This is a genomic window from Nocardia sp. NPDC003269, assembly GCF_042888005.1.
Lineage (GTDB): Bacteria > Actinomycetota > Actinomycetes > Mycobacteriales > Mycobacteriaceae > Nocardia.
Genome location: NZ_JBIAPA010000001.1, coordinates 1,412,821 through 1,424,328 on the forward strand (window position 1 = coordinate 1,412,821; position 11,508 = coordinate 1,424,328).

Annotated in this window: 13 protein-coding genes; 8 read left to right on the forward strand and 5 right to left on the reverse strand. The window is 69.3% G+C overall.

Annotated elements, in window-relative coordinates:
- Positions 1 to 100: 100 nt before the first annotated feature.
- The gene (locus ACFYWJ_RS06445) at positions 101 to 892 is read left to right on the forward strand and encodes a polysaccharide deacetylase family protein (protein ID WP_355275430.1); all 792 of its coding nucleotides are present in this window, start codon (positions 101 to 103) and stop codon (positions 890 to 892) included.
- Between the two features lie 54 nt (positions 893 to 946).
- Here the strand turns inward: ACFYWJ_RS06445 and leuS are convergent, their stop codons facing one another.
- Positions 947 to 3,796, reverse strand: a complete 2,850-nt coding sequence (gene leuS, locus ACFYWJ_RS06450) for a leucine--tRNA ligase (RefSeq protein WP_355275057.1) — start codon at positions 3,794 to 3,796, stop codon at positions 947 to 949.
- A gap of 159 nt (positions 3,797 to 3,955) precedes the next feature.
- On the opposite strand from leuS, the gene ACFYWJ_RS06455 reads away from it, so the two are divergent.
- From ACFYWJ_RS06455 to ACFYWJ_RS06480, 6 genes are all read left to right on the forward strand, one after another.
- On the forward strand, positions 3,956 to 4,363 hold the full coding sequence (locus ACFYWJ_RS06455) for an SdpI family protein (protein WP_355275056.1): 408 nt from the start codon (positions 3,956 to 3,958) through the stop codon (positions 4,361 to 4,363).
- Between the two features lie 94 nt (positions 4,364 to 4,457).
- The gene (locus ACFYWJ_RS06460; RefSeq protein WP_355275054.1) at positions 4,458 to 4,742 is read left to right on the forward strand and encodes a hypothetical protein; all 285 of its coding nucleotides are present in this window, start codon (positions 4,458 to 4,460) and stop codon (positions 4,740 to 4,742) included.
- A gap of 25 nt (positions 4,743 to 4,767) precedes the next feature.
- Positions 4,768 to 5,058, forward strand: a complete 291-nt coding sequence (locus tag ACFYWJ_RS06465) for a hypothetical protein (protein WP_355275052.1) — start codon at positions 4,768 to 4,770, stop codon at positions 5,056 to 5,058.
- A gap of 69 nt (positions 5,059 to 5,127) precedes the next feature.
- The gene (locus ACFYWJ_RS06470) at positions 5,128 to 5,397 is read left to right on the forward strand and encodes a hypothetical protein (RefSeq protein WP_355275050.1); all 270 of its coding nucleotides are present in this window, start codon (positions 5,128 to 5,130) and stop codon (positions 5,395 to 5,397) included.
- A gap of 66 nt (positions 5,398 to 5,463) precedes the next feature.
- Positions 5,464 to 5,865, forward strand: a complete 402-nt coding sequence (locus tag ACFYWJ_RS06475) for a hypothetical protein (protein ID WP_355275048.1) — start codon at positions 5,464 to 5,466, stop codon at positions 5,863 to 5,865.
- A gap of 102 nt (positions 5,866 to 5,967) precedes the next feature.
- A complete protein-coding gene (locus ACFYWJ_RS06480) occupies positions 5,968 to 6,294 on the forward strand; it encodes a hypothetical protein (protein ID WP_355275046.1) in 327 nt (108 codons plus the stop codon).
- Between the two features lie 51 nt (positions 6,295 to 6,345).
- Here ACFYWJ_RS06480 and ACFYWJ_RS06485 read toward each other — a convergent pair whose 3' ends face one another.
- The 4 genes from ACFYWJ_RS06485 to ACFYWJ_RS06500 are packed head-to-tail and all read right to left on the reverse strand — an operon-like array spanning position 6,346 to position 10,731.
- Positions 6,346 to 7,389, reverse strand: a complete 1,044-nt coding sequence (locus ACFYWJ_RS06485) for an aminotransferase class I/II-fold pyridoxal phosphate-dependent enzyme (RefSeq protein ID WP_355275044.1) — start codon at positions 7,387 to 7,389, stop codon at positions 6,346 to 6,348.
- Entirely contained in the window at positions 7,386 to 8,399 is a 1,014-nt protein-coding gene (locus ACFYWJ_RS06490; RefSeq protein WP_355275042.1) for a 3-oxoacyl-[acyl-carrier-protein] synthase III C-terminal domain-containing protein, read from the reverse strand. Before ACFYWJ_RS06490 ends, ACFYWJ_RS06485 begins: the two co-directional genes overlap by 4 nt.
- Positions 8,400 to 8,401: 2 nt before the next feature.
- Positions 8,402 to 9,061: an SRPBCC family protein gene (locus tag ACFYWJ_RS06495; RefSeq protein WP_355275041.1), complete on the reverse strand. Its 660-nt coding sequence runs from the start codon at positions 9,059 to 9,061 to the stop codon at positions 8,402 to 8,404.
- Entirely contained in the window at positions 9,058 to 10,731 is a 1,674-nt protein-coding gene (locus ACFYWJ_RS06500) for a thiamine pyrophosphate-binding protein (RefSeq protein WP_355275039.1), read from the reverse strand. Before ACFYWJ_RS06500 ends, ACFYWJ_RS06495 begins: the two co-directional genes overlap by 4 nt.
- Before the next feature lie 175 nt (positions 10,732 to 10,906).
- On the opposite strand from ACFYWJ_RS06500, the gene ACFYWJ_RS06505 reads away from it, so the two are divergent.
- Entirely contained in the window at positions 10,907 to 11,434 is a 528-nt protein-coding gene (locus ACFYWJ_RS06505) for an EXLDI protein (RefSeq protein WP_355275037.1), read from the forward strand.
- Positions 11,435 to 11,508: the final 74 nt, after the last annotated feature.

An 11,508-nucleotide genomic window follows, 5' to 3' on the forward strand; every position in this document is an offset into this window, starting at 1 on the left:
CCGGATTCGGCGGGTACGGTCCCGCTGTTTGTGAGTCGTGCCCGGCCTTCTGCGGTGCACCTGTTTCGAGTAGGGGTTGGCGTAAGTGGACAGACGTCGGATGCTCGCGTTGCTCGCCGCCGGTGGCGCGGTGGCGCTGACCGGCTGCGCGACCGCGGAAGGTGAGACCGTCGATGCCGGTTCCCTCGGCGATATCCCCGACCCGCCGAAGATCGCGCCCCTCCCGCCCGAACCGCGGCTCCTGCCGCCGCCCGGCGGGCCGAAGTCGATCATCCCGGCCAAGACCATCACCGCGCTGCCCGGTCCGGGCTCCAGCATGGCGCTCACGGTCGACGACGGCGCCAGCCCCGAGGTGGTAGGCGCCTACGTGCAGTGGGCCAAGGACACCGGCGCCCGCTTCACCTTCTTCGTCACCGGCTACTACGAGTCCTGGACGATCCACCGCGCCGCGCTGCGCCCGCTGGTCGAGTCGGGCCAGATCCAGCTCGGCAACCACACCTGGGACCACGCCGCGCTCACCAAGATCGGCGAGAGCGCCGTGGCCGACCAGCTCGGCCGCACGAAGACCTTCCTGCGCAACAACTTCGGTGTCGACGGCACCCCGTTCTACCGGCCGCCGTTCGGCTATCACAACGCCACCGTCGACAAGATCGCCGCCGACCTCGGCTACACCGTGCCCGCCATGTGGTACGGCTCGCTGTCGGACTCGGGCCTGATCACCGAGGAGTACCTGATCGAGTGCGCGCAGAAGTACTTCGCGGCGCAGTCGATCGTCATCGGTCACGCGAACTTCCCGCCGGTCACCCGCTGCTACGGCCAGCTGGTCGACATCATCAAGGAGCGCAACCTCGCGCTGGTGACGCTCGACGACGTCCTCCAGGTGCAGGCCTGATCTACGCGAAAGCGCCCCGGTCCGAAAAGAACCGGGGCGCTTCGTCGTACACGGCTACGGGACGATGTTGACCATCTTGCCCGGCACCACGATCACCTTGCGCGGCGCCTGACCCTCGAGCAGCGCGACGACCTTCTCGTCGGCCAGCGCGGCGGCCTCGATGGTGGCCGGGTCGGCGTCGGCGGGCACCTGGATCCGGCTGCGCACCTTGCCCTTCACCTGGATCGGGTACTCCACCGAATCGGCGACCAGCAGCGCGGGATCGGCGATCGGGAAGGGGCCGTGGGCCAGGGAGGTGGTGTGCCCCAGGCGTTCCCACAGTTCCTCGGCGATGTGCGGGGCGAGCGGAGCCAGCATCAGCACCAGCGGCTCCACGGCCGCGCGCGGGGCGCCGTCGGGGTAGTTCTTGGTGAGGTGGTTGGTCAGCTCGATCAGCTTGGCGCCCGCGGTGTTGTCGCGCAGCGCGGCCAGATCCTCGTCGACACCGGCGATGGTGCGGTGCACCAGGCGCAGGGTCTCGTCCGAGGGGGCCGCGTCGGTGGCCTTCACCGCGCCGGACTCCTCGTCGATCGCCAGGCGCCACACCCGCTGCAGGAAGCGGTGCGCGCCGACGACGTCCTTGGTCGCCCACGGCCGCGAGGTGTCCAGCGGACCCATCGACATCTCGTAGAAGCGGAAGGTGTCGGCGCCGTACAGATCGCACATCTCGTCGGGGGAGATGGCGTTCTTCAGCGACTTGCCGATCTTGCCGTACTCCTGGTTCACCTCGATCTCGACGCCGTCGGCGCCGGTCCAGAAGAACTTGCCGTCGCGCTCGACGACCTCGGCGGCGGGCACGTACGCGCCGCGCTCGTCGGTGTAGGCGTAGCCCTGCACGTAGCCCTGGTTGTACAGGCGGCGGTAGGGCTCGCTGCCGGAGACGTCACCCAGGTCGAACAGCACCTTCTGCCAGAACCGCGCGTACAGCAGGTGCAGCACCGCGTGCTCCACACCACCGACGTACAGGTCGACACCGCCCGGGTCGTTCGCGCCGTGCTCGGCCGTGCGCGGGCCCAGCCAGTACTTCTCGTTCTCCTCGGCGCAGAACGTCTCGGCGTTGGTCGGGTCGGCGTAGCGCAGCTGGTACCAGGAGCTACCGGCCCAGTTGGGCATGACGTTGGTGTCGCGGCGGTACTGCTTTGGCCCGTCGCCCAGGTCCAGTTCCACGGTGACCCAATCGGTGGCCTTGGCCAGCGGCGGAGACGGCTCGGAGTTCGCGTCGTCGGCGTCGAAGGTGACCGGCGCGAAGTCCTCCATCTCCGGGAGTTCCACGGGCAGCATGGATTCCGGCAGCGCGTGCGCGACACCATCGGCGTCGTAGACGATCGGGAACGGCTCGCCCCAGTAGCGCTGCCGGGCGAACAGCCAGTCGCGCAGCTTGTACTGGACGGTGCCGGTGCCGTGGCCCTCGGCCTCCAGGTGACCGATCATGGTCGCCTTGGCCTCGTCGACGGCCAGGCCGTCGAGGAAGCCGGAGTTGATCAGCTTGCCCTCGCCCGCGTGCGCCGCCTCGGTGACGTCACCGCCGTCGATCACCTCGATGATCGGCAGTTCCAGCGCGGTGGCGAAGTCCCAGTCGCGGTGGTCGTGGCCGGGCACGGCCATGATCGCGCCGGTGCCGTAGCCGCTCAGCACGTAGTCGGCGATGAAGATCGGCACCTGCTTGCCGTTGGCCGGGTTGGTCGCGTAGGAGCCGAGGAAGACGCCGGTCTTCTCCTTGTTCTCCTGGCGCTCCAGATCCGTCTTGGCCGCGATCGACTTGCGGTACGCCGCGACGGCTTCCACCGGGTTCGCGGCGCCGCCGTTGGTCCAGGCGGCGACGGTGCTGTCCGGCCAGGCGGCGGCGGTCAGCTTGTCGACCAGTTCGTGCTCGGGGGCCAGCACCACGTAGGTCGCGCCGAACAGCGTGTCGGGGCGGGTGGTGAAGACCTCGATCTGCTCGCCATCGGGCGCGTCGAAGCGCACCTGCGCGCCGCGCGAGCGGCCGATCCAGTTGCGCTGCATGGACTTCACGTTGTCCGGCCAGTCCAGCGTGTCCAGGTCGTCGACCAGGCGATCGGCATAGGAGGTGATCCGCATCATCCACTGCCACATGCGCTTGCGGAACACCGGGAAGTTGCCGCGCTCGCTGCGGCCGTCGGCGGTGACCTCTTCGTTGGACAGCACGGTGCCGAGTCCGGGGCACCAGTTGACGATCGAATCCGACTGGTACACCAGGCGATACGAGTCCAGCAGCGCGCCGCGCTCGGCGGCCGACAGCGCGTTCCAGTCGCCGCCGTCGGGCACGGGGCGGGCGCCGGTGGCGAACTGCTGTTCCAGCTCGGCGATCGGGCGGGCCTTACCGGCTTCCTGGTCGTACCAGGCGTTGTAGATGCGCAGGAAGATCCACTGCGTCCACCGGTAGTACTCGGGGTCGGTGGTGGCGAAGGACCGCCGGGGGTCGTGGCCGAGGCCCAGCCGGTCCAGCTGCCGCTGCATGGTGGCGATGTTGGACTCGGTGGTCACCCGGGGGTGCGCGCCGGTCTGCACCGCGTACTGCTCGGCGGGCAGGCCGAAGGCGTCGTAGCCCAGCGCGTGCAGCACGTTGCGGCCGTGCATGCGGTGGTAGCGGCCGAACACATCGGTGGCGATGTAGCCCAGCGGGTGGCCGACGTGCAGGCCGGCGCCCGAGGGGAACGGGAACATGTCCTGGATGAACAGCTTGTCCGCGGGCGTCGCGCCGGCGAGCGGGCCGACCGGGTTGGGCGCGTGGAAGGTGCCGCGCTCGGTCCAGTTCTGCTGCCAGCGCCGCTCGATCCGCCCAGCCAGCTCGGCGTTGTACCGGTGCTGAGGTACGTCACTCTCGGTTGCACGAGTGTCCTGCACGGTCCTGCCTTCTTGTTCTCGCCGATCCCCGGTAAACATCGTCTAACAGGGTAGAACGTCGATGCCAGGTGATTTCCCACGGGCACTGCGGTGTGTGGGCGGTCACCTCGGCGGGGAGCGCGCGATCCGGCCCCGACGGTGGTGCGCTAGCCTGCAGGAATGGTCGTCGTCGCTCTCCTGCTGTTCGCGCTGGCCGCGGTCGCCATCGTGACCGGCGTGCTCGGACTGATCGGCAAACTGCCCCGCAACCGCTTCCTCGGTGTCACCACCGAGGCCGCCCTGCACAGCGACGACAATTTCCGCATCGCCAACCGCATCGCCGCCCCGACCTCCGTCGGCGCGGGCGCCCTGCTGTTCGCCGGTGGCCTGGTGGCCCTGGTCGCGGGCGGTCTCCCGGCCCTCGGCGTGGCCGTCGTGGTCGCCGTGCTCGCCATCTTCACCCTGGGCGCGGGCGCCAACGCCGCGGCCCGCGCCGTCGAACCCCTCCTCCCGCCCGCCCCGGTCGGCGGCTGCGGCTCCTCCTGCGGCGGCTGCTCCCTCCGCGACACCTGCGCCCCCGCCAGCTGACCTCACGCGCCCCCGCCGGGTAATCACCCTGGCCGTGTGCCCGCCGTTCCGGTACAACGGAGGCAGGACTCGATTTCCGGGGGGAATCATGCGGTTGATCTTTTCCGCTCTGCTGTTGGCCTTGATCGGCCTCGTCACCACCATCGTCTCGGCGAGCATCGGCATCGCGCTGCTCGTGCTCGCGGTGGTGCTGCTCGTCGTCGGCTGGGTGCGTGCTTCGCGTGGCGGGTCCACGGCGGGGCGGGGCTGGGGCGCTGGGTCCGGGGCGGCGGGTGCGGGTGGCTTCTGGATCGCCGGTGGTGGTGGTGACTCGGGCCATGGCGACGGTGGCGGTGGTGGCGGCTGTGGTGGTGGCGGCGGGTGCGGCGGCGGTAGCTGACCGCGCGCGGTCGGAAGGGTCTGCCATGGTGCTCGGCGCGGCGGTGCTGCTCGTTCTCGTCGGTGCGATCGCGCTCGGCTTCGTACCGGTCGCCGGTATCGCGCTGCTCGGCGTCGCCGCCGCGCTGCTGGTGATCGTGGGGGTGCGCCACCGTCCGCGCCGGGTCGCCCGGCGTGGTCAACCAACGCGCTGGGTGTGGGGCGCGAGCGCGGACGGGCTCACCAGCGCGTCGCGCACACTGCGCAAGTTGCGTGACGAGGACAGCGGTCACGACGACGGTGGGTCGTCGGGTGGCTGCGGTGGCGGTAGCGACTGATCGATCCGGGGGGATCTCATGGAAATGTTCGTGGCTGCCGATACCGGCAGCGAGGGCTGAGGCCGTGTCATGCGGTACATCGTCGCGGCGTTCGTCGTCGCCCTCAGCACGACGGTGTTCAGCGGCACCTCGGTGATCGCCGCTCTCGCCGTGTTCGCCGTCGCCCTGGCACTGGCCTGCTACGGAATCTTCCGTATCGCCTTCCGCCCGACGAAGTCCCGTAAGCGCAAGCGGCGCCGGTCCGGTCATGCCGGTGGTGGCGCCTGGTTCGCCGGCTTCTTCGACGGCGGGGACGGTGGCGGCGGATGTGGTGGCGGCGGTTGCGGGGGCGGCGGCTGAGCCTGCCGCCGTTTCGGGGGAATCACCCCGGGGTACAACTGGATCAGAACTCATTGGGGGTTCGATATGTTCTTCGTCTCCGCGTTGTTGCTGGCCGTGATCGGTGCGACGGTGGTCGGGAAATCACTCATGGCCGGTCTTCCGCTGTTCGCCATCGCCGGGGTGATTCTGGTCGGCGGAATCCGCGATGTCCGTCGCGAGGGCTCGATGTTCGGGTCGGCCTCGGGGGCCGGACAGCGCGCTGCCGGGTGGCGGGCGGGTGAGTCCACCGGGCGCACTCGCGGGACGGCCACTGTCGGTGGCGTGAGCCAAGGTGGCGGCGGAGGCGGCAACGGCAGCGGCAGCGATCTCGGGGACACCACCGGCGGCGATGGTGGTGGCAGTAGCGGCGGCTGTGGCGGCGGTGGAAGTGGCTGTGGCGGCGGTGGTGGTGGCGGCTGTGGCGGTGGTGGCGGGGGCGGCGGCTGAGCCTGCCGACTCGTCGGCCGGGGTGCAGGTCGGTCGAAAGGGGATTGCAAGGGGGCGGTCTTACCTTCGGTATCGACACACCAGGCCGAAAGGGGTGGATCCATGAGCGAGTTGATCGTGACCGTCTTCGCGGGCGTCATCGTCATCATCGGAATCGCGATGTTCGTGATGGTGCCGGTGCTGATCATCGTGGCGATCGTCCGGGCGGCGACCGAGTCGCCCCAGCAGCGGCGGAACCGGCAGGTGCGCAACCGGACGCGACAGCGGGCAGGCGGTAGCTGGTCCAGTGGTAGCGGCTGGACCGACTCCGGGTCGAGCAGCTGGTCCGGTGGCAGCGACTCGGGGTCGAGCAGCTGGAGCAGTTGCAGCAGCGGTAGTTCCAGCAGCTGCGGTGGGGGAAGTTCGAGCAGTTGTGGTGGGGGCAGCTGACTTCGGCGGTGGATGACCTGGTGGCGAAGGGGGTGCCACCAGGTCATCCGGCTATCGGCCGACCGCTCCGCGCAGGCCGATCAGGGCCGCGTGCACGGCCCGGCCCGCCAGAGGGTCGCCGACGGCGATCCGGGCGCTGCCGTCCGGATAGGACTTGGCCTTGATGCCCGCTCTCCGCAATGCGGTGGCCACGCCGGGGCCGGGGAGATACAGGAAGTTGGCGTGGCTGCGGTAGACGTCGATGCCGCAGGCGCGCAACACCGTTCGGAGAGCGTCGCGCTCCTGATTGATCCGCTGGATGCGATCGTGCAGCTCGTCGTCGGCGGCGTAGGCGGCGCGCACCGCCGCCACGGCCGCGGTGCCGATGCCGAAGGGCAGCTGCTGACGGCGGATGCGATCGATCAGCTCGCCCCGGCCGACGCAATAGCCGATGCGCAGCCCTGCCAAACCGTAGGCCTTCGAAAAGGTGCGCAGGATCAGCAGATTCGGGGATCGGTTCAGCAGGGCGTGCAGGTCGAGGCGGTCGGCCGGGTCGAGGAATTCGACGTAGGCCTCGTCCAGCAGCACCGGTACCCGGCGGGGGAGCGCGGACAGGAACGAGCGCACCGCGCCCGCGTCGAGCACCGTTCCGGTCGGGTTGTGCGGCCTGCAAAGCACGACCAGCGCGGTGCGCCGGTTCACCGCGCGGCGCAGGGCGGCCAGATCCTGCTCGCCCGTGGCGTCGAGCGGCACCGGGACAAGCGTCATCCCGGTCATGTCCGCCAGCATCTGGTACCCGTCGAAAGTGGGTGTGCTGGTGACGAGTTCACCGCCGGACAGCGCCCGCATCACCTGCTGGGCGACCCCGGTGGCACCGGCGCCGACCACGACCTGTTCGGGCCGAACGCCGAGGCGCTCGGCGATGATCCGGGGCAGCTGTTCGGGCAGGAACTCCGGATACCGATTCGCCTGGGCGAGGGTGTCGTTCACCGCCGTGACCACCGAAGGCAATGGTGGGAACGGGTTCTCGCTGAGCGAGAGGTCGAACAGCATCGGCGTGGCCGAGGTGCGGAACCGACGGGAGGGGATCGTCGGTTCCGCGAGGCGGGTGGTCATCGCGCCGCGCCCCAGCGCACGGCGGCCGCGCCGGCGAAGTCACCGGCGTGCGCGAACGCCGACAGCAGCACCACCGAGCCGTTGCGCAGCCGGCCCGCCCGGTTCTCGATGTCCAGGGTCACCGGAATGCCCGCGGCGAACAGGTTTCCGCACTGGTCGAAGGTGTCGGGATGACGTTCGGCGGGCAGTTCCAGCGCGTCGTGCCAGTTGCGCAGGAACAGCCGATTGGGCTGATTGGTGACGAAGGTGTCGATATCGCGGCCCTTCACCCCGATGTGATCGCACACCGCCAGCGCCACCTCGGGCACGAGCCGGTTCCCGCGCGCGAACACCTTGGTGATCTTCGATTCGGTGAAGCTCACGCAGCCCTGACCCTCGCCCGGCTCCCAGTACTTGCGCGGACCGTTGGTGGAGAAGTCCATGTCACCGGCGAATTCGGGATAGGTGCGGCATTCGATGTCGAGGATCGGCGCCGAATCGTCCTTGCGCAGCAGCCCGATGCCGCAGCCGTCGCCGGGCACCGGCGCCTGCGCGAGCTTGCGGATGTCGGGCTGGGTGAACACCGGGCCCGCGCAGTTCTGCGCGGCGACGATCAGCGCGGTCTTGGCGTCGCTGGTGGCCATGATCATCCGGGCCAGCGCCATCATGTGCACGAACGCCGCGCAGCCACCGTTGTGCACGTCCAGGACGTGCGACGGCGTCGCGCCGAGGCGCCGGGCCAGCTCGGGGCCCGCGCCCAGCACCGGATTGTCGGGCAGCTGGGTGTGGGTGATGATGATGTCGATCTCGGCCACCAGCTCGTCGCCGTGGCGTTCCCGCAGCGGCGCGAAGGCCTTTTCGGCCATATCGACGGCGGTTTCGTCGCGGGTGATGTGATGGCGGCCGGTCGGCGACCGGAACATCACGTTCTTGGCCATCCGCTCGGAACGGGAGAACTGGGTGAAGTATTCGGTCGGGACCGGGTCGCCGGGCAGATAACTCGCGACGTCGACCAGACTCACTGGGGGCATGTTCACTGCATCCACTCCGGCTTGATCGGCAGCCCGTGAGCCGCGCGGTATTCACAGATGGCTTTGAGGTTGTCCAGTTCCAATTGGTGTCCCGCGGAGAACATCTCCCAGAAATCACCGACCCACACCGGCCGCTTGGGCGGCGCGGTCTCCGGATAACCGTTCTCGTCGTAGAAGGGGTGCTTGCAGTTGACCCACAGCACCACCGACCCCGGCTTGTTGAAGACCACCTGGGCGTCGACGACCCGCATCAGGTAGATCATCCACAGGTGCGCGGACTGGTCCCAGGCGCAGTGGTAGTCCACGGTCATGGCGTCGGCGTGGGCGACGGTCCTGGTGAAACACTTGGTCGCGTCGCCGAGCCGGTCGTAGGACAGCCACAGTCCCGGTTCGTCGGTCTCGGTGAATCCGCGCAGGCTGTAGGTCCATTCCTCCAGCGAGCGGGTGTCGGCGAGATATTCGAAGACCTCGCGCGGCGGTGCGGCGATATAGGTCTGCACGGGGCAGAAGTCGCCGTAGATCTGGTCGTGCGGATACACCGACCGGAGCATGTCCATGATGATCGGGGTCGTCGTCTCCCGATCGGAATTCTCGATGCGCAGGACGCCGGGGATCACCTCGTCGGGGATATCGCTGAGTGCGGGCAGGGCGCTGGTTGTCACGGGGTACTCCTCGAGGCGTCGATAGTCGACAGGAAGGGCAGGAAGGGCGGTATTTCGTCGGGGTCGCAGAGGATTTCGAGGAACGAGGGGCCGGTGGCGGTGAAACTGTCGCGCAGGGCGGCGGTGAGGTCACCGGGTTCGTCGACGGTGCGGGCGGGCAGCCCGGGGAACATGGCGGCGATGCCCGCTCCCAGGTGTGCGGGGTGGAATCGGTTGAAGCTGTAGCGATCCCGGTAGTAGAGCTGTTCGCGGGTGACGCACATGGCGTGCGCGTTGTTGTTGAACACCACGAAGGTGATCGGCAGGTCGTGCTCCACGGCGGTGTGCAGTTCCATGCCGTGCATGTAGAAGGAACCGTCGCCGGCGATCACGATGGTGCGGTGCGGGCCGTCGGCGGCGTCGTGCCGGGCGAAGGCGGAACCGATGCCTGCGCCGAACGCGTAGCCCATGCCGCCCATCCCGAGGGCGACGACGAACCGTCCACCCTCGGGCACCCTCAGGTAATGCACCACGCTGGCCCCGGTGTTACCAGCGTCGGCGAAAATATCGGCGCCGGTGGGCAATTCGCGCTGGATCGCTTCGACGACGGTGCGGTAGCGCAGGCCGGGTCCGGCGGCGTCGGGCACTGTCATCGGGGTCGGGTCGGCCGGGGGATCGGTGTGGGTGGGGGTGCCGTCGACGCGGGTCAGCAGGTCGCTGATGGTCGCGGCGAGGTCGGTGGTCGTGGTGTGGTGCGCGGCCGGGTAGGGCGGCAGCGCGCCGATGCTGAGGACGGTGACGTCGGCGAGTGCCGCGTCCAGGCCCGCGGCGGCGGTGACGGGCAGCCGCGTGCCGATCAGCAGGCACGCGCTCGCCGTCGCCAGCGCTTCGGCGAGTTCGGCGTGTCCCATGCTGCCCGCGACGCCGCGGTAGCCGGGTCCGGTACTCGGGTAGACGTCCTTGGCGTCGGGTGCCAGGCCGATCGAGGCGTCGAGCGCGGTGACCAGCTCGGCCAGTTCGTCGCGGGCGTCGTCGCGGGCGACCTGATCGCCCGCGACGATGACGATCTTGCCCGTGCGCCGGGCGGCGGCCAGCTCGTCGACGAGAGCGTCGAGCACCGGCGCCACGGCGGTCTCGACCCGGATCGGCCGCGGCACCGGATCCGGCATCGACTGCTGCTGGACATCTTTCGGGATCAGCAGCACGGCGGGCCCGCCACCCTCGGCGGCCGCGACGGCCGCCGCCAACTGGGTGGGCAGCTCGGCCGGATCGGTGACGCGCGCGCAGTATCGGCTCACCGCCGAGAACAGCGCCGTGGCGTCGATCGACCCGGCCAGTCCACTCGAATCCTGAAACGCCCCATGGCCTTCCAACGCGGTCGGCGGCTGGCCGATCAGCGCGAGCACGGGCACCCGGGACGCGAAGGACTCGGCGAGTCCGGCGACCAGGTTCATCGCCCCGCCGCCGGAGGTCGCGACCACGACGCCGAGACCGCCGGTGCTGCGCGCGTATCCGTCGGCCATGGTGGCCGCCGAGAACTCGTGCTTGGCGACGATGCCCGCCGGGCGTCCGCCCGCGTCGAAGATCGCGTCGTACAGGTCTTCGATATTGGCGCCGTCGACGCCGAAGAGGTGCGTGACCCCCAGTCCGGATACCGCGTCGACGAGGTAGTCGACCACTCTGTCCGGCATCGGCCCTCCTTTTCCTCGCGTGCTGCGTCCATCGGTCGGCACCCGGTCTGACCAGCGGGTACCGGCGGACGGAACGTCGCGTACACGAGGAATACGGCGTGGCTTCGACCCCGGTTCAGAGGGTGGGTGAGATCCACCCCTTGTGTGTACGTATACATCTACGTATAGTGAGTGCATGCCCAACAAGACGATCTACGTAGCCGACGATGATCTGCCCCTGTTCCAGCGGGCGCAGGAACTCGTCGGCGGCAACATCTCCGGCGCGGTGGTCGCCGCGCTGCGCCGGTTCATCGATCTGGAGGAAGGCCGCCAGGCCGGCTTCGACGAGGTCGTCTTGCAGGTGGGTCGCGACGGCGTGCGGCAGGTGCGCTTCCAGGGCACGCTGCTCGGCGAATGGCGCGACGTCGGGGACGAGCGGGTGCTGCACCAGCAGGTCTACCGCAGTCGTAAGGGCAAGCTCGTGCTGCACACGCACACGGCGCTGTGGAAGGACTACCCGACCGGCGAGGCCGCCGGTGACCTGAAGGACTGGAAGTACTGGCGCCGGATGTTCGGCATCGGCGACCGGCCCTGGGACTGGGGCGACTACGAGTACGAGGTCGTCGACGAGGTGGGCGACCTGAAGGGCCGCATCCCCGACAAGCTCTACCGCAAGGTCGAGGACATCCAGTCCCACCCGCAGATCGAGGAACTCGACATCTAGTTCCCGCCGCTGCCGGACACAACCACACACCACACCAGCAACCGCAGCCCCTAGGGGCTGTGTCGATGACTAAT